General features: G+C 59.9%; 21 protein-coding genes and 2 pseudogenes. 7 read left to right on the forward strand and 16 right to left on the reverse strand.

Annotation, left to right across the window (positions count from 1 at the left end; all coding sequences use genetic code 11):
• Positions 1 to 210 precede the first annotated feature (210 nt).
• Positions 211 to 834, reverse strand: a complete 624-nt coding sequence (locus NO931_RS14025; RefSeq protein WP_256392975.1) for a hypothetical protein — start codon at positions 832 to 834, stop codon at positions 211 to 213.
• 232 nt (positions 835 to 1,066) lie between these two features.
• On the opposite strand from NO931_RS14025, the gene NO931_RS14030 reads away from it, so the two are divergent.
• Positions 1,067 to 1,819: a pirin family protein gene (locus NO931_RS14030; RefSeq protein ID WP_256392976.1), complete on the forward strand. Its 753-nt coding sequence runs from the start codon at positions 1,067 to 1,069 to the stop codon at positions 1,817 to 1,819.
• Positions 1,820 to 1,871: 52 nt separating this feature from the next.
• Here the strand turns inward: NO931_RS14030 and NO931_RS14035 are convergent, their stop codons facing one another.
• The 3 genes from NO931_RS14035 to NO931_RS14045 form a co-directional block, all read right to left on the reverse strand.
• The gene (locus NO931_RS14035) at positions 1,872 to 2,297 is read right to left on the reverse strand and encodes a TRAM domain-containing protein (protein ID WP_256392977.1); all 426 of its coding nucleotides are present in this window, start codon (positions 2,295 to 2,297) and stop codon (positions 1,872 to 1,874) included.
• A 158-nt stretch (positions 2,298 to 2,455) separates the two neighbouring features.
• Complete coding sequence (locus NO931_RS14040; protein WP_256392978.1) at positions 2,456 to 3,043, reverse strand: hypothetical protein; 588 nt, start codon at positions 3,041 to 3,043, stop codon at positions 2,456 to 2,458.
• Positions 3,044 to 3,225: 182 nt separating this feature from the next.
• The gene (locus NO931_RS14045; protein WP_256392979.1) at positions 3,226 to 3,780 is read right to left on the reverse strand and encodes a helix-turn-helix transcriptional regulator; all 555 of its coding nucleotides are present in this window, start codon (positions 3,778 to 3,780) and stop codon (positions 3,226 to 3,228) included.
• Positions 3,781 to 3,915: 135 nt separating this feature from the next.
• Here NO931_RS14045 and NO931_RS14050 point away from each other — a divergent pair, with 135 nt between their 5' ends.
• Both NO931_RS14050 and NO931_RS14055 read left to right on the forward strand, forming a co-directional pair.
• Positions 3,916 to 4,614, forward strand: coding sequence for a hypothetical protein (locus tag NO931_RS14050; protein ID WP_256392980.1), 699 nt, complete (start codon positions 3,916 to 3,918; stop codon positions 4,612 to 4,614).
• 218 nt (positions 4,615 to 4,832) lie between these two features.
• Positions 4,833 to 5,372, forward strand: coding sequence for a hypothetical protein (locus tag NO931_RS14055; protein ID WP_256392981.1), 540 nt, complete (start codon positions 4,833 to 4,835; stop codon positions 5,370 to 5,372).
• A gap of 490 nt (positions 5,373 to 5,862) precedes the next feature.
• Here NO931_RS14055 and NO931_RS14060 read toward each other — a convergent pair whose 3' ends face one another.
• On the reverse strand, positions 5,863 to 6,222 hold the full coding sequence (locus NO931_RS14060; RefSeq protein ID WP_256392982.1) for a hypothetical protein: 360 nt from the start codon (positions 6,220 to 6,222) through the stop codon (positions 5,863 to 5,865).
• 110 nt (positions 6,223 to 6,332) lie between these two features.
• Positions 6,333 to 6,731, reverse strand: coding sequence for an IS200/IS605 family transposase (gene tnpA, locus NO931_RS14065; protein ID WP_256392983.1), 399 nt, complete (start codon positions 6,729 to 6,731; stop codon positions 6,333 to 6,335).
• Positions 6,732 to 6,784: 53 nt separating this feature from the next.
• On the opposite strand from tnpA, the gene NO931_RS14070 reads away from it, so the two are divergent.
• Entirely contained in the window at positions 6,785 to 6,940 is a 156-nt protein-coding gene (locus NO931_RS14070; RefSeq protein WP_007540613.1) for a DUF2080 family transposase-associated protein, read from the forward strand.
• A pseudogene (locus NO931_RS14075) lies at positions 6,937 to 8,267 on the forward strand (RNA-guided endonuclease InsQ/TnpB family protein). The gene NO931_RS14070 and the pseudogene NO931_RS14075 overlap by 4 nt, the downstream one beginning before the upstream one ends.
• Before the next feature lie 102 nt (positions 8,268 to 8,369).
• Here the strand turns inward: NO931_RS14075 and NO931_RS14080 are convergent.
• From NO931_RS14080 to NO931_RS14125, 10 genes and pseudogenes are all read right to left on the reverse strand, one after another.
• A complete protein-coding gene (locus tag NO931_RS14080; protein ID WP_256392984.1) occupies positions 8,370 to 9,620 on the reverse strand; it encodes a hypothetical protein in 1,251 nt (416 codons plus the stop codon).
• Between the two features lie 189 nt (positions 9,621 to 9,809).
• Positions 9,810 to 10,025 carry a hypothetical protein gene (locus NO931_RS14085; protein WP_256392985.1) on the reverse strand — a complete coding sequence of 72 codons (216 nt, stop codon included), beginning with the start codon at positions 10,023 to 10,025 and terminating at the stop codon, positions 9,810 to 9,812.
• Positions 10,026 to 10,349: 324 nt separating this feature from the next.
• On the reverse strand, positions 10,350 to 11,015 hold the full coding sequence (locus tag NO931_RS14090; protein WP_256392986.1) for an AIM24 family protein: 666 nt from the start codon (positions 11,013 to 11,015) through the stop codon (positions 10,350 to 10,352).
• A gap of 160 nt (positions 11,016 to 11,175) precedes the next feature.
• Positions 11,176 to 12,444 carry a glycosyltransferase family 2 protein gene (locus tag NO931_RS14095; protein ID WP_256392987.1) on the reverse strand — a complete coding sequence of 423 codons (1,269 nt, stop codon included), beginning with the start codon at positions 12,442 to 12,444 and terminating at the stop codon, positions 11,176 to 11,178.
• Between the two features lie 174 nt (positions 12,445 to 12,618).
• On the reverse strand, positions 12,619 to 13,659 hold the full coding sequence (locus NO931_RS14100) for a lysylphosphatidylglycerol synthase transmembrane domain-containing protein (RefSeq protein WP_256392988.1): 1,041 nt from the start codon (positions 13,657 to 13,659) through the stop codon (positions 12,619 to 12,621).
• 337 nt (positions 13,660 to 13,996) lie between these two features.
• Complete coding sequence (locus tag NO931_RS14105; RefSeq protein WP_256392989.1) at positions 13,997 to 14,200, reverse strand: helix-turn-helix transcriptional regulator; 204 nt, start codon at positions 14,198 to 14,200, stop codon at positions 13,997 to 13,999.
• Complete coding sequence (locus NO931_RS14110; protein ID WP_256392990.1) at positions 14,201 to 14,638, reverse strand: hypothetical protein; 438 nt, start codon at positions 14,636 to 14,638, stop codon at positions 14,201 to 14,203. It lies immediately after the preceding gene.
• Positions 14,639 to 14,842: 204 nt separating this feature from the next.
• Positions 14,843 to 15,323, reverse strand: a pseudogene (locus tag NO931_RS14115) (transposase); the annotation flags it as partial.
• Between the two features lie 138 nt (positions 15,324 to 15,461).
• Positions 15,462 to 17,114, reverse strand: coding sequence for a hypothetical protein (locus NO931_RS14120; RefSeq protein ID WP_256392992.1), 1,653 nt, complete (start codon positions 17,112 to 17,114; stop codon positions 15,462 to 15,464).
• Position 17,115: 1 nt separating this feature from the next.
• Complete coding sequence (locus NO931_RS14125; RefSeq protein ID WP_256392993.1) at positions 17,116 to 17,991, reverse strand: ABC transporter ATP-binding protein; 876 nt, start codon at positions 17,989 to 17,991, stop codon at positions 17,116 to 17,118.
• 196 nt (positions 17,992 to 18,187) lie between these two features.
• Here NO931_RS14125 and NO931_RS14130 point away from each other — a divergent pair, with 196 nt between their 5' ends.
• Positions 18,188 to 19,576 (forward strand): hypothetical protein, encoded by a 1,389-nt coding sequence (locus tag NO931_RS14130; RefSeq protein WP_256392994.1) that lies wholly within the window; start codon positions 18,188 to 18,190, stop codon positions 19,574 to 19,576.
• A 287-nt stretch (positions 19,577 to 19,863) separates the two neighbouring features.
• Complete coding sequence (locus tag NO931_RS14135) at positions 19,864 to 21,117, forward strand: RNA-guided endonuclease InsQ/TnpB family protein (RefSeq protein WP_256392995.1); 1,254 nt, start codon at positions 19,864 to 19,866, stop codon at positions 21,115 to 21,117.
• Positions 21,118 to 21,631 lie beyond the last annotated feature (514 nt).

Genomic DNA, 21,631 nt, shown 5'->3' on the forward strand with positions numbered 1-21,631 from the left:
CGGAGCGATCGGCTTCGCGAGTGGGCGCGCTCGTTCACGGTACCGCGTCGGCGTCCTCGACGCCGGGACGCCCGCGTCGCAGCCGGTGGGAACATGGATGGTTCATAATCCAACCCTCGCGGTACATGTAGCTGTGGTCGTTCCGCGGTCGGTCGCTCGAATCGAGACTGCGGCTCCCGACCGCAGAGCTGTGACGCCCCGTTGCGTCGATCAGAGCCGCTCGACGTCCGTCGTCTCCCGTCCCGCGCCTTCCTGTCCGCGGTCCCGGAGGTATCCGACCCCGGCGAGAACGAGCCCTCCTAAAACGAACCCGCCGATCGACTCGGGCCACGTGTGGGCGCCCGCCAGCGGCCGCGCGAACACCATCCCGATCGGAACCACGAGCACCGGGACGAACCGGCGGTCAACAAACGCTAGATAGCCCGCGGGCACCGCGGCGTACAGGACGTGACTCGAAACGTCCCAGAACGGCGTGATGAGGAGATGCGGAACCGTCGCCGCGATCAGCAGGAGCGACAACTCGGGCATACGCCGGCCCCACTGCTGCCGGCGCCAGAGCCCCCAGATGAAGAGGATGCCGGCACCGAGTCCGAGGCTCCCCGCGAAGTCCAGGCCCCACGACGGCACGGTCCCGACGAGCGACGGGACGCCCTCGTAGATCGCGAACGCGACGCCCCAGCCGAGCGCGACGACGCCGAAACGCGGGGCGAGCCGCCGGAGCTCGGTTTCACTCGCTGCCCGAAACTCGTAGGTGAGGACGCCGACCGTGCAGAGAAGGACGAAGTACTCCGGAGTGAACGCCTCCGAGTACACGCCCGCGACGTTCTCGATCATCTGTGCAGCGCTATTCGTGTCCGTACTATGGACACTTCGGTTTCCGTTCGATTGCGATCATCCCCCGGAGGCGTTGCGACCCCGGCGACGCGTCGTCGACGCCTGTCCAGTTCGCGATGTGCTGTCGACGCCTGCCCGGCCCCAATGCGTTGTCGACGCCTCTCCAGCCCGCGATGCACCGGCGACGCACGTCCGGGCGAGCTTTAACCTCCTGCGGCGACGTATACGTATCGTGAACTCGGCTTCTACGGCGGGACTGTACCACGCGCCCCGCACGGAGCTCTCGCAGAATCAGGGGAAGTTCAGGATCCACTTCAACCACCCCGGCCGGAACCATCCGGATCACGACGACCACGGCTACGGGCCGCTCGCGGCCGTCGTCGAGTCGTTCATGGATCCGGATACGCTGATCTCGATGCACCCCCACCAGAACGAGGAGATCATCTCCTGGGTGCCCGGCGGCGTGATGCGTCACGACGACCGGCAGGGCAACGAGCTGGTCACCGACTCCGAGCATCTGCTGGTGATGAACGCGGGCAGCGGCTTCTGGCACGAGGAACGAACGCTCGCGGACGATCCGCCGCTGCGGATGCTACAGATCTTCGTCCGCCCGCACAGCCTCGATCTCCAGCCGGACATCCAGCACGGCTCGATCGAGGATCCGGTCGCCAACGAGTGGCGCCACCTCTTCGGCCCCGAGGGATCGGACGCGCCGTTCTACGTGCGCAACGACGTCAACTTCTACGACGCTCGCCTCGAAGCGGGTGCGAGCGTCGCACTCCCCGAGATCGAGGGCCGGGACGCCTATTTTTACGTCTTCGACGGCGCCGTCGAGGCGAACGACGTCTCGTTCGACCGGACCGAAAGCGGACTGCTCGTCGGCGAGGACGACGTGACGATCACTGCGCGAGAGGACTCGGTGCTCGTCGCCTTCCTCGTCGATCCCGACGCGCCGGTCACTCGTCAGGGGACCATCGGCCGCTGAAAATGACTCGGTATCGTCGCCGCTCAGTGCGGCGGTTTCGCTTCGATCGGCGCTACTCGTAGTAGCTCAGTCGTTCGACGACCTCGCCGAACGCGACGTTCTCCCGAACGGTTTCCATCTCGACGCTGACCCGCTCGCCGGTATCCGTGTCGGGGACGATGACGACGTACCCGCGCTCGACGCGCGCGATGCCGTCGCCCTGCTCGCCGATGTCCTCGATCTCCACGTCACGGACCTCCCCTTCCTCGACGGGCGGGCCCGACGGATCGTGTTCGCGAGTCGGTTCCGGAGTCGTCGTTTGTTGCTCCTCGTTTTCGTTCGACTGTCCCGTCTGCGGGAGCAACGCGACTCGATAGTTCTCGCCGTTTCGGACCTCGCCCAGCTCGATCTCCCGTTCGGGGATCTCGACGACGTATCTACCGTCCTGTTCCTCGATATTACCGGAAAACAGACAGAGCAACTGTTCGGAAATCTTCATTCGTTGAGCCTCTCTTTGCGGGTTCGGAATGATCATAAATGAATCCTCCTGTCTGGAGTGACCGTTGCTACACGTACAACACGGCCGAGCGTGTTGGTAAAAAATAAAATCGGGTATCAAGGGGCGACGAGACGTGTGATCGATTGCAGCGGCGTCCCCTAGAACTCGATTTCCCCCTCCTCTACGACCGTGTACTCGGACCCGTTCAGGTTCTCGACCTCCATCTCTTCGCTGGGGATCTCGATCACCGGCTCGTCGTCTCCGTCCTCGAAGTCAATCTCCGCCCCGTTGGGGACGACCTCGACGTCCTCCGAGTCGAAGTCGATGCTCTGGGACTTATCGGCCGTGATCGTCTCCACTTCGTCGATCGACTCGACGGTCCCCGATTCGAGGTCGACGTCGACGACGACCTGCGTCGGTGCGGTCTCGTTTTCGGCGATCCGGACGGATACGTGCTCTTCACCGTCCGAGGGCGCCAGAACTTCGAGATACGGCGACTCGATGTCGTCGAGTCGATCTCTGACGTCATCGTTCGCCCACGCGATCTCCCGGGCGTCTTCGGCGTCCTGCGAACTGAGCTTGTCGTCGGGATCGACGACGTCGCCGGTGTAGTCAGCGGGCTGTGCGTCGTCCGACGACAGGAGCGTTTCTGCCGTCGGACCGTTCGTCATCGACGTGGCGACGGCGCCGCTCGCTCCGAAAGCGAGCATCACCGCAGCCGCGAGTGCGATTGCTTTGTAGCGCATAGTTTCTGCTATCCGAGGCGACTCGGAGCGCACGGAGACGGCGCATCTGCGTATCCAGCGGCGCCGTCCCGGCGCCCGAAGCGCCTCGTCGTGTCGTTGTTTGAAAGAACTGAAAGGTGTTTATTGGTAACAGTTAGGAATCCTTTGAAAACGCGTTCGGAACGCGTTCTGACGATTTGAAACTACTGTAATCGGACGACGTTTCCCATCCCGCGTCGCTTTCGCTCGACGAGGTCCTTGTGTTCGAGCGCGTCGAGCGTCCGGCTGACGGTCGCTTTCGAGAGCGCGGTCTCCTCGACGATCTCGCGCTGCGGGAGCTCGCCGTCGGCGTCGGTGAGCAGCGAATAGATCGTTTCCTCGTTGTCTTTCAGCGGGACGTTCGGCTCATCCTGCTGTTCGCGTTCTCTCCCCGTGCTCTCCGTACTCGATAGGGCACCCCCGTTCGGTTCGTTCGTCGGTGCGGCGGGCGCGGTGGTCGTCGAGGGCGGGGCGGACGGGGCGAAATCTCCGAGTAGTAAATACGTCCCGCTCGCGCTCCCGAGCGCCGAACTGACGACGATCGTCGCAACGTCGCCGTAGGTGAAATACTCCCCGACCTGATTCGCCTCGGCGCTGTTCTCTCCGATCGACACCATCACCGGCGAGGGGTTGATCAACTGTACCGCGAGGACGAGAATCGCGCCGACGAAGACGACCGCAGCGAGAAGTTGTTTTCCGTGGAGGGCGCCTCGATCCATACCGCGATTGTATCTGTTACTCTACTTTAACAGTTACCGTTCTCACGGCGTGAAACGCCTGTGAAACGCGTTTCCAACTCCTTCCCAACGTCTTTCATCGCAGTGTTGATGAGGTCTTTCGACCAACAGTAGTCCATGAGCATCAGGGCAGTTCGCTCCCGCCTCGTCTTCCTGCTCGGCCTCGCTGTCCTCGGCATCGCGCTGGCCGGGATCGGGACGGCGTTCGGCGTGACCGCTCCCATCGCGGCCGACGATCCCAGCGGGGAGTTCGTCGTCTCCGACCAGAACGTCACCTTCTCCACGCAGAGTCAGGAGGATACCGTCGTCCGGAATCTGTCGAACGTGACGACGATCGAGATCGAGGAGTCGACCGACGGTCGGTTCACGGTCTCCACTGAGCGCGACCGACCCCTGACGGACGCCGAACGCGAGCGTGCCAAAGCGATCGCGCGAGGCAACGACACCGTTCGCCGAGCGCTCGACGCCATGGGTGAGTACGAACTCGCCGTCGAGCCGATCCACAAAATCGACGAGCTCAGCACCACGCAGATTAGCGGTGACGTTTCGACCGTGAACGAATCCGAGGGCATCTTCAAGATCAACCTCTCGGATGATAGTCTCACCGAGCGTGACGACGCCGTCGTCGTCGATCGCGACCCCACCTACGTCGATGACGAGGCGATCGTCAGAGTTCGTCACTCGAACGGCGACGCGCCGACCGATCTGAAATACTCCGTTTCGGTCGATCTGGCGGCCGGAACGGTCACCGATATCACGGAGGAGACCGGGGAGGAACCGACGATCGACTTTGATTCGGAGACTGGCGATTGGTGACCTCTGTCCCGTCGTGAGGGGCGATACTCTTCGACTATCGGGATATAAACTGCTTGGCTCTGTTGAAATCCTCACCGGCGAACAGCTCCTGATGGGTCTCGGTGAGCACAGATCATCGACGCACCAGTGAAGTTTGGACGCTCTCTGTTCACTACTCAACTCATCGGTTGGTGGAGTCACAACTATTTTTAGCAGCTGTTTGCTACCTGTCCGGTACAGTGGAATGGCCGCCCTGGGAACCGCTTGACACGTCACAACGTGTGGCTGGCGTACTGATCTTAGTCATTATCACGGGGATGTTCCTTAGGACGCTTATCGACGCCACCTCGTTCACCGAGATGCTCCGAGCAGTCGGCGGGATAGTGGTTCTGTGTCTGCTCTTTGGCTACAGGATCGTGAGTCCGAACCTTCAAAATCCGGAGAGCGGTGCGTTACTCATCTTCGTCGGCGCAGTTACTGCGGGGATACTTATCGTGCTTGTCGAATCTCCGTTTTCGAACAAATTGCTCGCTACGTTTGGGGTACTTCTTCTCTATGCGAGTGCACTCCTCGTGTCGCCGTACATCGACCTTTCGACAAGAGCGATGGGCGTGGTAGCTATTCTTGTCGGCAGTAGTTTCGTTGTCCTCGAGTGGCTCGTGTTTCGTGTCGAAAGCGGTTCTGAAGCCGACATATATATTTCGGGCGTTCTGTTGGGAGTGCTCGGTGTGGTAATGATCGCCCGCCCCGATGCAGTTGATGCTGTCGTAGAGGAGTGAACGATACAGGTGACGTACTTACAGCTAGCGAATGGTATCCGAGTATTAGATGAGTGACAGCGTTCTTAGGATTGCCAGCGGAATCGAGGAGTGAGGACCTCCGCGACAGAGTTTCTCCCGTGGATCAGCAGATCACGATCGAAGATAGCCCCAGAGATACAACCCAACCGCAGCGAACAAAACAGTAGTCAGCCACACTGCCTCGAGCTCTGATGCGACCGACTCGAGGAGATGAACAGTAAAGAGATATCCAACTGATCCTCCGATAGCACTCGCAAAAATGACTATCGAAACGGCATGATTCACAGCAATGTGTGTCTCCCCTTGAGCAGTATCCATGAGTCTCTATTGAGGGGATCTTTATAAATGACTTGTCATCCATACAACTACTATCGGCTGGATCAGCGGCCAGTTCGCTATTCCGACAAAGAAGTCGGGTGATCTACATCATTCAATTCACGTGTTTATTTACTAATGGGTGACTCGAATCTCACGAGTTGAGTCGCTCCGCGTAAATTTTTCGCTCTGCTTCGAATCCGAACCAGAAACCAGTGAGCATTGTTGGAATTGCAACGCGAGTTGTCAGCCCACTGAATGCCAATAATGACCAAGATGCAAGGACAACGAAATAGCCCGCAGCATTTGTTGAGTTTGTCGCATCTGAGGTGAAGATCAGGATCGCACTACCCCCATTTATCACGGCTGGAATCACCCAGAAGTGACCGGGGAGTACCAAGGTACCATATGCGCCAACGACACTCAGAACGATTCCGATCAGATCGCGTGAGATAACTGAGGGGAGCATCAGCACACCAGATTCAGGAGGGTCCGTTTCTGAGGACTCACTCATAAGAAGTACCATTTCGAGAAAGTCGAATAAACCTGACCAAAGAATTCGCTGTGTCTACAGATGAACAAGGCGAGTGCCTCGGGGCTTGACCCCGAGGGTGAAGCCGACACTCAAACGTGTTCTGTACGTTCGATATACCGCTCAATCGTCTCCGTTGAGACGGTTCCCGCAGTCCCGATGTAGTACGACCGTTCCCAGAATCCACCGCCCCATAGATACCCCTCCAAGTACGACTCGTGCTGTTCCCACATCTCCCGTGCCGTGATGCTCTTGACTGTCCGTACAATCTCGCTCGGTGCGTGCTTCGGATGGGATGACAGGAACAGGTGTACGTGGTCAGGCGAGATGTGGAGCGACAGTATCTCGTAATCATACTCGTCGCACACGTCGCGGAAACTTGCTTCCAGCGAGTCCTCGATTGGTTCGAGAATCGCGTGGCGATACTTCGGATACCACACGAAGTGGCAGTTGACGTTGTACACCGTGTGGTTCGACCGCTTCTCACCCATATCGAACAAACTCCACCAACACAATTAAGTATATCCAAAGGATATACTCAGGTATGGCGAATCGCTTTGAAATCGACGGCGAGGAAGTTCTCGACGGCGAAGTCAAACCGTTCGGGAACAGTGCCCACGTCACCGTCCCCAAACGCTGGCGTGGAGCCGACGTGAAAGTCGTCCGAACCTCAGAACCCACCGAACAGGACGAAGAATGACCGACTCACAGACTCTCGTCAAAACTCTGGACTTCCAACTTGACATCCAGAGTGACAACGAGGGTCTGTTGAAAGACGCCACGCTCGAATCTCGGTGGGCGTACAACGAAACAATCCGTCTCGCCAAGCAGGGCGTGGACTGGGACGCGATTCCTGACCGTGTGGCTGACGACGCTAACCTCGTGAAGAACACGACTCAGCGCGTCGTCGCTAAAGCACTCGGAGCGATGGAGAACTACTACGAGTACGACGACTTCGGTCAACCGAGCCACACTAAAGACGGCGCGTACCCGCTTCGTGCGAACTACGAAGAGGGGTACAACCTGTCGCTCACCGACGACGGTAACGTGGCATTCCGTATCAGCGCGAAGCCCTACAAGCACGTCAAGGGCGTTCTCGAAGGCGACGACGCCCACCTCGACGTTCTCAAGACCGCTCTCGAAAGCGACGAGTGGGAGATTGGGACGGCAGAAGCCCTATTCCACAACGATAACGCCGAGTTGCACGTCAACGTCACCAACACCGAACAGACCGTTCGAGACAAGCAGGACTCACGGACGGTCGTCGGTGTGGACGTGAACGAGGACAACGTGGCTCTCACCGCGCTCTCCGAGGATGGCGTCGAAGACACGCTCGTTATCGACTTTCCCGAAATCAAGTTCGAGCGTCACCGCTACTTCACGATGCGGAAGCGCGTGCAGAACGCGGGGAAGTTGAGTATGCACGATACGCTGGAAGGGCGTGAGGAACGGTTTGTCCGTGACCGACTCCACAAGGTGTCCCGACACATCGTGGAGTGGAGCCGTCAGTTCGAGAAGCCGTGTATCGTCTTTGAAGACCTCAAAGAGATGCGCGACAGTATCGACTACGGCACGCGGATGAACCGACGCTTGCACCACCTGCCGTTCCGCTCCCTTCAGTTCTATACGTCGTACAAGGCGTCGTTCGAGGGGATTCCGACCGCGTGGATTAACCCCGAGTACACGAGTCAACGGTGTCCGATGTGCGGGCACACGGAGCGTGCGAACCGCAATAAGAAGCGGTTCAAGTGTCGAGACTGTGGGCATCAAGACCACAGCGACCGTGGTGCAAGCGTCAATATCGCCGTGAAATGTATGAAGAAACTCGATTGGAATGTGCCTGCTCTCAACAGCCTTCCCCAAGTTCGGAAGGTGTCAACCGAGAGACGGAGTCTCTCGTGATCACGAAACGGCTTTGCTGTTTCGGACGACGACGGCAGGCATCGGGGGCCGTGGACGCCCCGACCGTGACCCACCCGACCGCCCGAGGCTATCAGGCCGATGGTCGGATGGGAGTGTCCGACTAATCCACGGGAAGCCTCGGGGCTTGACCCCGAGGCGGTTCACCCAAACTTTCGATTGAATCTGTAACTCACTACGGATTTCAACAGAGCCATCCAGTTCAAACGTTACGCGCTAGTAGCCCTTCGCTCCCGATGCGTCTGATCTACTTCCTGGAAGACTCGTACAAATCTTTCAGGGTCCTCGAGACACCTCAGTCGAAGATCCTCACTCTCCGCACACTCGATCTTGACCGGGTACTTCTCACAATGGATCGAGTTGCACACACCCAGAACTGTCCAGCCAAGTGTATTGTCTTCGATCGAGATGGACCGAACATCTGCGAAGGGAACGACCCACTGTGGTGCATCGAGATGGGCGTCGTACGCAACGAGTGCGTCATCGTAGATCCGGTACTCGATGTTGGCGCGTCCCAGCCAGAAGACGGCGAGCGTCGTCGGGACGGCGATCAGCGGTGCTACAATGACGGCAACGGCGACGCCGAGGAACATCATCATCGCGGACACGTATACCCACGCGCCAATCAGCGCAAGAAACCCGCCAAGATAGATCCCTAGGATAACGGTGTACGAAATACCGTCGTGGATCCCCCAATTACGGACCACCCGTCCGTCATTCTTGAAGACGTGGTGAGGCTCGTCGTCCGGCGTCACCAACGACTGCGCGACGGTATCGCTGCTGGGGTCGAACGTAAGTGGCCACGGACCGATACCGGCCTCGCGGCAGTCAAAAAGAAACTTCGGGATGAGGATTATCAGTGTTGTGGCGGTGACATATGCGGCAGTTGGGGTCGCTCTGGAGAGCATCCAGACAGCGACGCACGCTAAGAGCCCGGTGAAGAAGAGATCTCGACTACGGCGGATTGTCCGTGCTGTGGCGTCCTCGTAGACTCCCAGCGACTCCCACGTGTCTACAATGAGGTAGTGCTTGGTAGCAAACAGACAGAGCGCAGGCAACATCGAGAGGGAGAGACCTCTCTCCAGCGGGTTGAACCCGACTCCCGTCAATACAACTATCGGGAGCAACCAGAAGAATACGACCCACTGGTCAATTACGAATGGGAGGTTCCGTGGGTACAGCGGCGGCAGGTGCTCGGAGATCCGAAACCATCCTCGTTTGTCCAGTACCTTCTCGTAGAGGGGTTCTAGCAATCGATATGGTGTCATGGCCGGTACGACGTCACCGCGCGGGCGACCGGCCGCCAGTCGTTCGAAGAGTATGCGAACAATCCCGAATACTGCGTCGACAGCGATGAGAACAGCGAGTACGTACTGGCTTTGAGAGAGGAGTGCTCCAAGGAAGAGAACAAGGTTCGAGAGGAGGACGACGGCGAAGAGTCGGAGCCGTTTCCCAGTCATCTCGGTGGATGCCGATTGAGTATTTACTAATAAAACGTATTTGATGCAGATAAGACCTCAGTCACGGGAGACTGATTGGTCCGGAGTGAGTTAGCTAACATTACACACGCCGATCTACTGTTCCGTATTCTGAATCACACAACCACTGGAAGAAGTCAAGAAATGTGGTAGGTACAGGAAGTGTATCTCTCACGCCTGTCGGTGTAGACGTACTGCGCGCACGAGCAGGCCGGCAGCCACTGCAAAATACACGACTGCCCAGACATCGCCCGGAATCGGGTCTTTGATGGTGTCTGTCAGTATCGCCACCATATACACGAAACCAAGCAGTGTGAGACCGAGGTGTACACTCCATGGCAGTCGGGTATAGACACCGCCGCGAGACCCTGTCCCGTCATCTGACATACAGTCCCATTGGTCGGTTCGGCGTATAATATTGGGGATTAACGTGGTAGATGATACACTCGCATACTCACCTAACAGCTGTTTCAGTGGTGACGGCGTTGTACTACTGGAATTTCAACACCACCAACCGCTTTACCTCCGGTGACTGTGTGTCCTTCGCCATCTCGGCGAGAGACGTGAAACATATCAGAATAATGGGTGATGTCCCGGTAAGATGGGCAGTGCTGTCTCGAACCCGCCGGGTCGCGATTCGGAGTGGTGGCCGATGCCGATCTCCAGTAGCATCGAGCAGTTCTGCGCACGCACGTCCGTGCTTCGACTCGATCAGGCCTGGGTAACCGACCCTTCCTCGTTCGGCTGGACGACGACGAACCCTTCCGAGCCGGTGAACTCCATCTGGATTGATTCGCCCGAGGTCTGCCCGATCTCCAGTTTCTTGTTCATCTCGAACGACGGCGAGAGGTTGGCGCTCCACGCGACCGTGGCGTCGGGATCCGTGTAGACCGGGGGCGTGATCACGAGCGGATCGCCGTGGGTCGAGATCGCGACTTCTCCGGGACCGGAGAGATACACGTTCGTCAACCCGCCGGCTGCCATCCCCGAGATGCTACTGACGGTGTTGATCTCGTACTCGACGCTCGATTCGAACGCGAGAACGTCGTTTCCGTTGACTGATATCGACTCTCCCTCGTCGAGGCTGAGCACTTGCACCTTCTTGCTCTGCTCGGCGATATACAGATGGCCGTGTCCCTCCGCTTCCATGATCGGCGTTCCCTCGCCGCTGACGGCCTCCTTGACAATCCCGGTGAGACCGCCCTCTGCCGAGGATTTCCCCGTGAAGGTCATGTCGCCGGTGTAGGCGACCATCGACCCCGCTTTGACCATCACCGTGCCGTCGAGCGGGATGTCCAGCAGCCGGTTGTTCTCCTTCTGGAATCCATCGCCGCCGTCATCGGGGGCGTTGGACTCCGTGAACTCTTGTAAGTCCATGATCCAATCAAAATGATCTCCCTCCAATCACTTAAGTTTAATGATACTTTAGATATGATTTCAAACGTCGGCTTCTACTTCGCCGAGCGGCGTCGACGGCGTGGTGGGCGGACTCTGCGGGTGAAGCGGCATCCGTCGCTTGAACCGTGTTAGCGGTCCGTCAGGCGTGTTTGTCGACCTGATACCAGGTGGTGTTCCGACCGACGGCGTAGCTGGCGATGACTCGTACGACGACGAGTCCGAACAGCGTCAGCGCGGCCGGGATGAGAACCCACCCGATATCGAGCCCATCAGTGCCGGCGGCGTAGTTGTCGAGTGCCCGCGTTGCGAGTGTACTGCCGTAGATGCCGCCCAGACCCGCGGCCACGAATGCGGGATGAGCGATGGCCGCGAGCACGAGCTTCGGGACCGTCATCGAGAGAGCGACCCCGACGACAAACGTCCCCACGAGTGTTAGTAGCGAACTCAGGTACGCCGGGTCGCGTAGGTTGCGCCAGTCGCGGATGTGACGATGGCAAACGGAGACGTGGCCGGTTATCCAGCGAACTCGCTGGCCCCACCAGTCCCGCAGGGTGTGGGCCGCCTCCTCGAAACAGGGGTAGTACGACAGCTCTCGAATCGAGAGATCGGCCTGGTGACACCGATGGGTGAAGTCCATATCTTCGGTCAGGGCGCCCTCGTCGAACTGCCCCACCTCGTCGAAGACCGACCGCTCGATCAGGACACTGCGGGTGCCAACGACGCCGAGTCCGAGCAGAGAGCGAGCGAGCTTCTGTGGCAGGAAAAAGAGCAGTAGATACTCGTAGTACGCCATCGATTCCAGGAGGCCCGTAGGCCGAGGAAGGCTCCGGATCCGCGCGATGTCGTCCGCTTCTAACGCGGCCATCCCGTGGGCGATCAGCTCCGGGTGGGGCTCCTGATCGGCGTCGAACATCGCGATCACGTCGGCGTCGCTGCGTTCGATGGCGTCGTTGAGCGCACCTGCCTTCGATCCCGGACGACGGTTGACGATACGTTGGACGCGCTCGTTGTCGGCCGCTAACTCGGCCGCCCGGTCGATCGAGGGCTGGTCATCCGGTTCGCAGATGATCGTGATCGTCAGGTCCTCGTAGGACGAGGCTGCCAGGTGCTCGACCGAGCGGTGCAGGATCTCCGGTTCGCCGTAGACGGGGACCAGCGCCTCGACAGACCGGCCCGAACGGACCAGCGCATCGGGGTCCTCTCGAAACAGCGACCACACGTACAACAGCAACGAGGCTGCGAAGACCGCGACGCCGATCACGAGCCACACGCGCGTGTCGAAGATCGTACCGAGAACCGAGAGCAGCGCCCCGAATCCCAGGACATCGTCTAGCAGCATCATCGCAGCGACGGCGAGCGCAAAGGCGACGATGCCGGCGGTCAGAAGATATCGGTGCAGTGAGGGCATACACCCGGGTTGTCACGATGATCGTATAACCCCGGACCCAGTGTCGCACGGCCAGAAACACGCCGTACAGACCAGCACGACTAGCGTCACAGCTCTCCCCAGCCGTCGGCGCTCCACGCTACCAAAGCGGAGTCCAGTACGACGACTGTCGGGGTCGCTGAGGACTCGCAGCGATCACTGACCGCGATACAGGTTGTCCACGATGACGGCGGCGATGCCGCCGCCGACCAGCATCGGCAGCCAGTAGGTCGCCCCTCGATAGATGACGACGGCGGCCGTCGCAGCAGTCGTCGCAACTCCCGTCGTGGCGACGACCAGTACGATAAACGCCCCTTCGACGCCGCCCATCCCGCCCGGGAGCGGGAAGATTCCCGCGGTGCTCGCGACGGGGAGCACGACGAGCACCGCCACGAAGGGGACCGTAACGCCGATCGACGCGAGAGAGATCCAGAGGCAGATCGCCAGTGTGAGCCACCCGGCACACGAGAACAGGCCGGCAACGATCAGAAGTCGACGGTTGCTGGCGATGCGTGCGATCGAAGCGAAAAAGCCGTCCACGCGATGTTTGATTTCCTCGCGCGTCGGCGCGCTGACGCGGGGCACCGTCCGTCCAACCCGACGGATGATCGGCGGCAGCACCGAGAGAACGGTCGCTTCGACCCGGTCGCGGAACCGCCATCCGAGCGTCAACGCGAGGACGAATCCGGCGAGGAGCGCCGCCACGGTGACGCTCGCGAGGAGTAGGTTCCGGCCGAAGTCGAGCCCGCGCAGGACGAACAGCCCGATCCCGACGACCCCCATCCCGATCGAGGGGAAAAAGTGCAGAGTATCGACGCTCGCGATGGCAGCCAATCCGTTCTCGTACTCCGTGTCGGCAGCCTCGGAGATCAGGAACGCGCTGATCGGTTCGCCCCCGGCCTGTCCGAACGGGGTTACCTGATTCGCGAAGGTCGCGGCGGTGAACACGACGACCGACCGTCGTCGGGAGGTCGGCGTCCCCATCGCGCGCAGAACGGTGTGCAGACAGAGCCCCCAGGCGACGAGCCAGAGCGGGATGAGTCCAAGCAGGATCGCGATGACGGCGGGCCGCGCCCGGCGTAACTGTGCGACGATCCCGTCGATACCGACGAGCCAGAGCAGCGCGGAGAGGACGAGTCCGGCGCCGACGAACCCGACGAGGATCGACCGCCGATCGAGGCGCGTTTCAGCTGCCATCGACGTGTCTCAGCCGGATCCACTCGACGTACAGTGTGGCGTTTGCCAGCGATTTCTCGACACCGCTCACTGGTATCGGGTGCTCACAGCCCGTTCTTCTCGCAACTGCTGTGCAACGTGAGCGGGGTCTGTTTGGATATCGGCGCATCGGGAGGTGAGGTGGTTCATGCTCGGCCGGTCGTGCCGGCTCGTATTCAAGTCCGACCTCGTGTCTCAGACGGCGAAACAGGCATCGAACGTCGTGACTGTACCTGCTCTGTTGGCTCTGTTGAAATACTATTTGAGCGACAACATTCGGTGTGGGTCATCAAATCAGCCGCCCTACAGCTGCGCGTTCTCAGCGGTCGGTCAGCCAAAATATCTCTTCAATTTGGACACCAAAGTGATCAGCGATTTTCAGGGCCAACTCTAAACTCGGATTATACTTACCTGTCTCAATAGCGTTAATTGTCTGACGGGAAACGTCCATCTCAATTGCTAGCTCCTCTTGCGTGAGATCGTGCTTCGCACGGTAGACCTTCAGATCGTTTTTGACTGACATCTACAACCCAGAGAATTGATAATACGCTACTGATCCGAAATAAACTACGAAACCGCAGGTGAGGCTCACTGGCCACGCAAGCTCGAATCCTCCCCATTGTGTAATTTGATCGGTGATGACTTCGGGGAGGAACATGGCGAACGCGACATACAGTGACGGTATAAGTACCATTGACCAGAATGCGTTAAATCCTGCGCGGTACTGCGCCTCCTTCTGGCGTTCGTCGCGGACGACATCTGGTCGCTCGATCGCACGGTAGAGTCGATAGCCTCCGCCGATCATTATGAGACCGATGACGATTGCTCCGACCCCAAGGAGAGTCTCTCCAAACCACACAAGTGCGGTTCCACCGAACAGCCCCGCGGGTGCAAGAAGGGCAACGAAGCCGAGACGGAGGACACCGACTGTGTCATCTGTTCCATTGTCTGAGAGGACCATGTAAATGTACCTTTACTCTTTGTCGGTATAACTTTACTGGTCTGTAGTCCACTGTGAACTCTGTAATCCGGTACCGTTCGGCTCAAGAATCAATCAAGGACTCCGGTCTAAGTTGGGTGTGAGGGATACGATGGTACGTTCTCGGAATTGCTTCCACCAGTGTCGGGAGCGGACGAACACCCACATCACGGGCTAACGTGCAAACCTTCTGGTCGTCATGTGAATATCAAGAGTAGCATTCGCTCTCGTCTCCACGAGAAGTGTGACTTTCAACTGCTGAATCGTCAACTTTGAACGCTTTGTGTAGTGTTTTGAGACGTGATTGCGGTCAATCCGGAGGCATCAATCCCGGCGACACCGTTGGTCGGGAGAAGCGTGACTGAGAGGTTGAGCAGGACACGCCAAACCGCCATACCGAGTCGGTTGAACGTTTACACAACGTCGAGGGCGACAGGAGTTCCTCGAGATCGATGGCGCTCCGAATCCGAGGCATCTCGATGAGTTCGTCAAGCAGGGTTCGGTACGTCGTCTTCTTCCGCACCTTGAGACAAAGCAGGACGATGTGCTGGTGAAGTGTGTACCGCCGTTTCGAGAACTTCGAAGAGTAGCGAGCGACAGCTCGACGAGTCAAGTGAAATGCCTGCTCAACGAACTGGAGCAACCGCGATTTTGGGAGGACTTGCATTCGGTCGGACTACCGGACGAATCTGTACCTCTCTGAGGATTTCAACAGAGCCGCTCTGTTTGATACCGGCGAAGACTTGCTCTCGTGATCGACGCCCCTGATCGCAGCGCGCGTCGACAACTCGCGAAGCTGTGCTCCTCAACGCCGGAGCAGCATCTTCCGGTGCGCCAGCGCAGTCCCGACCAGCACGACGCTCAGACCCATGAAGACGAACGGTACGCCCGTACCGACGCTCGCGGCGGTGGTTCCGACGAAATCTACGGGTTCGGCGCCGTTGAGCGGCCCGACGTACCACACCAACAGATACGACATCTCGAACAGCCACGACGAACGGCTCCAGACGCCCGCCGCGACCGCGAGCGACGGCGCGAACAACGCAGCGCTTGCGATTCCCACCAGCGCGCCGATCTGGCCGGTAGCGACGAACAACGCGAGCAGCCCGCTACTCACCCCGACAGCCACGACGACGCCGGCGACCCACTCCGCGAGGAGTTGTCCGATCGGATGATTCGACGACAGTACGAGATCGGTCATACGGTGATTTGTCACTCGTACGCCCAACTCGGACCAGACGAAAATCGGCCAGATGAACGCGAGCGGTACCAGCACCCGTCGGGCGAGGTCGATCGAGTCGCCGGACGCTGCTGTCGCGAGGACGGCGACTGGCGCGACGATGAGAGCCCCAGTGCCGACGTACCACCACCACCGTCGTCCGCGAACTGCGAGGCGGGTCTCCGCTGCGACGAGTCGCCAGAAGCTCCAGGCCGTTCGGGTTTCGACCCGCGTCAACGACATCGACTCGACCGCCGGTGGATCGGACGCCTCCGTCGTCGCGTCGCCACCACGGTCGACTGTCGGCACCAGCGTTGCGAGCCGGGATCGCCAGCCTCCCGTTCTGGAATCGGCCTCGGACGGTCGTCGTTCAAACGGTAGCGTCGCCACGAGGATCGTCCCGATGGCGGGCAGCACGAGTCCAGCCCGCTGCGCGTACACCCACAGCGGCCACGATCGCCCCTCGTAGCGGAACGTCGGTCCGTCGCCGGTGAGCGTTCCGAACGACGGTAGCACGCCACCTGCATCCGGGACCGCCGTGAGCAGTGCATCTGCGGTCAGCGCGTAGACGCTGAGGTGACCCATAAGATCGACCGACTTGACCCACAGTGGCATCTCGCTCGGGAGCTGCCCCGCCGCAGACTGCAGCCCGGCGAGTGCGAACGTCGCGAGGAAAAAGTACCCGATGTTTCCGAGCGTGCCGCTCAACCGATCGACCGACTCGAACAGCACCGCGACCGCCCCGACCAGCGCACTCAGGGGCAGCGCGAGCACGAAGATCGGTCCCACCAGTGCCACCAGCTTCGTCGGTCCGACGCCGTGGACGACGTGATTGACGACCGTCGCGATCGCGAGCGTGACCAGAACGACGACGCCGAGACCGATATTACTCACCCACTTCCCGAGGAGATACGTCCGGTCGGACACCGTCGTACTCGCGACCAACCGAGCGACGTTGTACGTTCGGTCCCGACCGACCGCTCCTTTCATCAAGTAGAAGCCGCCGAACAGCAGCACCATCGACCCGGTCATCCCCGCCTTCAGGCCGACGAACGCTGCCGTGTTCGCGCCGCGGACGTTCGTCAGGGCGTCGCCGTTCTCGATCTGGTACGCGAGTTCGATCTGCCCGACGTTGACGAGATATCCGAAGAACGCGACGATCGCGAGAACGACGACGAGCCGGCGTGACCGTACCCGCTGAAGGAAATCTGCCCGGGCGACGTGATACACTCGACGCATGTCACACCTCTGTCGGATGATCGACGGCGTCGAGATACGCATCCTCGAGCGTAGCGGGGACGCACTCGGCCGCGTCTGTCGGCGGTGTCTCGCCGATCAACCGGACCTTGACGCCGTCCGAACGCTGGACGGTGCTACACACCTGATAGTGCTCCCTGAGGTCGGTGACCTCCGACTGTGAAACGAGACACTCGTAAACTCTCCCGGACACTCGCTCGATGAGTTGTTCGACCGCTGAGTGTGTCACCAACCGTCCGTCCTCAAGGATCGCGAGCTTGTTCGCGGTCGCTTCGACGTCCGGAACGATGTGCGTCGAGAGGAGCACGATCCGGTCGGTCGCGGTGTTCGAAAGCGCACTCCGCAAGCGGACGCGCTCTTCTGGATCTAGACCAACCGTCGGCTCGTCGACGATGAGCAGGTCTGGATCATTGAGCAGCGCCTGAGCGATTCCGACCCGTTGTTTCATCCCGCCGGAGAACGTCTTGAGTTTCCGCTTGCGGACGTCGACGAGGTTCGTTAGCGTGATCATCTCGTCGATACGGGCGCTTGCGGTCTCGCTGTCGAGACCTCGCAGGGCGGCGACGTACTCCAGAAATTCTTCGAGCGTCAGATCCGGGTAGACGCCGAACTCCTGTGGGAGATATCCGAGCACGGACCGGACGACTTCGGGCGACTCGACGATGTCGGTTCCGTTCCAGTACGCCGTTCCCGTCGTCGGCGTCACGACTGTCGAGAGAATGCCCATCAACGTCGATTTTCCCGCTCCGTTCGGCCCGAGCAGACCGTGGATTCCGTCCTCGAAGTCGAGCGAAACGTCACGGATTCCCCACGTCCCTTCGCCGTACTGCTTTCCGATGTTTTCGACACTGAGCTTCATAAGCGATCATCTGGGCGAGACAGTCTTTTACTGCTGAGCTGGTCGTAGAAGTGCTCGTCGAGAGCGCTTCCAGAACAGCGCCTGTCTCGTCCCGCGAGTTGATGTTGGAGGGCCATCATAAACGGATTGAAATAAAACAATTAAATAATACTTTCGAAATCACGGCCCAGTTCCGGACCTCTTCAGCCGGTGTGCGGTGGTTGAGAACCTGATGCGGTCGCTATCGACTGTACTCTCTCGGGCCGACGACGCCCGGATCGTTACAGTAGATTTTTACAATCCTGAAAGCAGATTCTATACGATGTGTGGTAGGATCACCGACATTTCTCTCCGACCTATCACGTTGGCTGTCGACCTCGTTGCGCTCGTGGCGGCTCTGGTCGCCCCGTTTCCGCTGTACGTCGTCTTAGTGCTCTACTGGGGTGATCTGATCGGCGGGACGGTTCGGCGCTTCTGTCAGACGGTCGTTGCGGCTCCGCGCGAGGAGTACTCGCCGACGGAACCACCGGCAATGTTCCCGAACGGCGACCCGAACCCGTTGCGATTTTTGACCCCCAAGCTCGGGACCGTCCAGCCGGTTCGTTGGCTGCCGCCGGTCGCGGTGCACAATCTCAAACCGGGCGTGATTGGCGTCGCCGCCGTGTCTCTGACCGGCCTCGTCGTCGGTCTGACGACAACTCTCCTCGATCCGCCGTTCACGATTCGGTCGCAGCCGACGATCGCGATAGTGGCTGCCGGCTGTCTTGCGGTCGTCGTGAAACACGGCTGGCTCTTTCGGCGGTTTGTCCGTTCGGACCGCCCGCCAGCCAAGCGGGTCCTCCCGGGCGTACGATGGCCTATAACGTTTCTGATGGCGCTTCCGGTCGTCGCTGTCGACGCCGTTCATGCCGGCGCCGACTTCGACCCCTCGACCGGCTTTTCGGCGGTGGCGATCGCGCTCGTCGTGGGACGGATCGCGTACGGCATACGCCGGAATGCGACGCCGACTGGCGCGGACTCGGTCGTACTTCCGGAGCCGGCGGGACGACCGATCGAACGGTTTCGGCCCGACCGGCGTGCGGTTTGGATCGCGGGGATGATCGACGGAATCCTTCCTCGGATCGAGCTGGACGTGCTCAACGTCTTTTCTCGATTCGCAGCCCTTTCTCTGCTATCCGTCGGAGGATTCGTCGTGGCCTACACCGCTGGACTGGCGGCGTCAGTCGTCGCGACCGGCATCGCACTCGTCGTCGTCGCGATCAGCTTCGGGCTCGCGGGGATCGTTCACTTCGAGTTGGCGTTCGGAGCGATGGAGTACCGCCTGTACGACGACGAGTTGGTCGCATACGACGCGCGACTCGACGCCGTTCAGTGGCGCGTCCCATCGAACGCGATCCGAAACGTCTCCGTCGAACGAACCGTCTGGACGGGACCGCCCGGCACGGGCGCGGCGACAGTCACGTTCGACCGGACCGATTCGGGCGTCGAACCGTCGCCCTACGGATGGTACCGGCAGACGCTCGCGTACGTCCAGACGCCCGAACGCGTTGCTGACCGACTCCGGCGTAGTGGCAGGGCGGTAGGCGCTAGAGGCGCTGACGTCTGACGGGCACCGTCACGAATGGGCGCAGCCAGATGCCGCCTCATCCAAGCAGCGTAATCGCGGACCGGTCGGCATCCTTTGGCGAATCCCAGATGCACTCGAAACGAGGCTTCGAGAGTTGTTGTCTCTGCGTACGTCTTCTCGACTCGCGGTTCTGTTTCAGCTGATGCGGTAGCGCGGAGTCCCCTTCCTCAAGCGCGAGCGAAGCGAGCGGTAGGGAGGGGAGGAGCGCGTTCGTATAGCTGGGCATTTCTGCCATCTATAAATAGCCACGGAGCTACATTGAACATGTGGCAGACGACTACGTGCGTCGGACGGCAATCACCCACCTCTCGGTAGATGGCGAGCAACGCGACTTGCTCGAAGACACCATCACCGAGTGGAAACGGGGGTGCCAAATCGCCACAGACCTCGCGTGGGGGCATTGCAACACCAAGAGTGACGTGCAACCTCTCGCTTACAATTCTGTGCGCGAAGACACCGACCTCGGGAGCCAGCACGCGATTCTCGCCACCCACCAAGCCGCGCAAGCCATCACCGGCTGTATCGAACGCCGGTCGAAGGGCAACAAGGTCAGCAAGCCCACGTTCACCGCACCGACCGTGAAATACGATACGCGGACGATGACGGTGTTCGATGACGGCACCGTCTCCCTCTCTACAACGGAGAGTCGGGTCCGGTGTCCGCTCGACCTTCCCGACGCCAATGATGGCTATCAGCGTCAATATCTCGACTCGGACGAATGGAGCGTTACGGAAAGTACGCTCACCGCCCGAGATGGCGAGTTCTTCTTACATATCGGTTTCCGCCGACACAAGAACGATACCGAGCGGAACACCGCCGAGGACGGAACGGTTCTCGGGGTTGACCGTGGCATCGAAAACCTCGCCGTCACCAGCACCGCCTCCTTTGTCAGCGGGCGGGAGTTAACCCACGACCTCCGCGAATTCGAGACGGTACGCGCTGGACTCCAACAGACCGGGACGCGAAGCGCCCATCGGACCCTCGTTCAGTCGAGTGGTCGGGAACTTCGCTACGTCCGCGACGTTCTCCACCGGGCGTCGAACACGCTGATAGACGAAGCACTCCGCTACGACTGTGACGTAATTGCGTTCGAGAACTTAACCCACATCCGCGACCATACCGGCGCGTCGTGGGGGCACACGTGGGCGTTCCGAACGCTCTACGAATACGTCGAGTACAAGGCCGAATCGGTCGGAATCTCGGTGACGCAAGTCGGGTCGGCGTACACGTCGAAGCGGTGTGCCGAGTGTGGATTCACGGCAGACGAGAATCGCCCGACTCGCACTGACTTCCGATGTGTGAAGTGCGAGTCGGAAGCGAACGCGGATTACAACGCAGCGAAGAACATCGGTATGCGGTACGTCCGTCGAGGCCAACAGTCGTCTCGGCGGACGGGCGACAGTCAGCTCGCCCTAAAGTCTGGAACGGTGAAGCCAAAGCGCGGATTTACCGCCTACCCTGATGGGTTCGAGGCCGAGTTCACGGACAAGCCCCACCCTCAAAGCGCCGAAGGCGCGTAGGGTGGGGTAGTTGACCCTAGCCGACTCCGCGACTAGGGTAACCGACTAACAGCGGCGTCACACTCTCGTCTGTGGAACCCCGGATGCAGATCTTGGATTTCGCGCACTGATACATCTCTTTGGCCGTCCGGAAAATATATTGAAAACCACTACTGCGTAGGCTATTGCTCACTCTGAGTCACATTGCTGACGACCCCACCGATTACTATCGAACACGATATACGGCTGAATGGGCTATAGAGGACCTCCCGGTCCAGAACAATCACTATACAACTCCTGGCAGCTTTTCGGAAAGACGCCTATTCGGCCCGAGCAATCGGGATGACACCCGCATTCGGATACACTCCCACACAGAGCGGCGCTCTATCCGGTTTCTGCCGTTCTCGATCGCGGTCTACCCTCCAGTTATTATATCGCCATCTCCGCGTCCTGTCGTCTGAGAGGTTCATATTCGCCACTCTCGACAGCAAAACGGTCATACTGACACACAAACCGTCTACCGTCATGTCCCTCC

Source organism: Natronoarchaeum rubrum, assembly GCF_024494695.1.

What these genes read in the sequence shown, in the direction of transcription:
- NO931_RS14025 (WP_256392975.1), bottom strand. Translation starts at nt 834, where the DNA reads ATGATCGAGAACGTCGCGGGCGTGTACTCGGAGGCGTTCACTCCGGAG.
- NO931_RS14035 (WP_256392977.1), bottom strand. Translation starts at nt 2,297, where the DNA reads ATGAAGATTTCCGAACAGTTGCTCTGTCTGTTTTCCGGTAATATCGAG.
- NO931_RS14040 (WP_256392978.1), bottom strand. Translation starts at nt 3,043, where the DNA reads ATGCGCTACAAAGCAATCGCACTCGCGGCTGCGGTGATGCTCGCTTTC.
- NO931_RS14045 (WP_256392979.1), bottom strand. Translation starts at nt 3,780, where the DNA reads ATGGATCGAGGCGCCCTCCACGGAAAACAACTTCTCGCTGCGGTCGTC.
- NO931_RS14050 (WP_256392980.1), top strand. Translation starts at nt 3,916, where the DNA reads ATGAGCATCAGGGCAGTTCGCTCCCGCCTCGTCTTCCTGCTCGGCCTC.
- NO931_RS14060 (WP_256392982.1), bottom strand. Translation starts at nt 6,222, where the DNA reads ATGAGTGAGTCCTCAGAAACGGACCCTCCTGAATCTGGTGTGCTGATG.
- tnpA (WP_256392983.1), bottom strand. Translation starts at nt 6,731, where the DNA reads ATGGGTGAGAAGCGGTCGAACCACACGGTGTACAACGTCAACTGCCAC.
- NO931_RS14070 (WP_007540613.1), top strand. Translation starts at nt 6,785, where the DNA reads ATGGCGAATCGCTTTGAAATCGACGGCGAGGAAGTTCTCGACGGCGAA.
- NO931_RS14080 (WP_256392984.1), bottom strand. Translation starts at nt 9,620, where the DNA reads ATGACTGGGAAACGGCTCCGACTCTTCGCCGTCGTCCTCCTCTCGAAC.
- NO931_RS14085 (WP_256392985.1), bottom strand. Translation starts at nt 10,025, where the DNA reads ATGTCAGATGACGGGACAGGGTCTCGCGGCGGTGTCTATACCCGACTG.
- NO931_RS14090 (WP_256392986.1), bottom strand. Translation starts at nt 11,015, where the DNA reads ATGGACTTACAAGAGTTCACGGAGTCCAACGCCCCCGATGACGGCGGC.
- NO931_RS14095 (WP_256392987.1), bottom strand. Translation starts at nt 12,444, where the DNA reads ATGCCCTCACTGCACCGATATCTTCTGACCGCCGGCATCGTCGCCTTT.
- NO931_RS14100 (WP_256392988.1), bottom strand. Translation starts at nt 13,659, where the DNA reads ATGGCAGCTGAAACGCGCCTCGATCGGCGGTCGATCCTCGTCGGGTTC.
- NO931_RS14105 (WP_256392989.1), bottom strand. Translation starts at nt 14,200, where the DNA reads ATGTCAGTCAAAAACGATCTGAAGGTCTACCGTGCGAAGCACGATCTC.
- NO931_RS14110 (WP_256392990.1), bottom strand. Translation starts at nt 14,638, where the DNA reads ATGGTCCTCTCAGACAATGGAACAGATGACACAGTCGGTGTCCTCCGT.
- NO931_RS14120 (WP_256392992.1), bottom strand. Translation starts at nt 17,114, where the DNA reads ATGCGTCGAGTGTATCACGTCGCCCGGGCAGATTTCCTTCAGCGGGTA.
- NO931_RS14125 (WP_256392993.1), bottom strand. Translation starts at nt 17,991, where the DNA reads ATGAAGCTCAGTGTCGAAAACATCGGAAAGCAGTACGGCGAAGGGACG.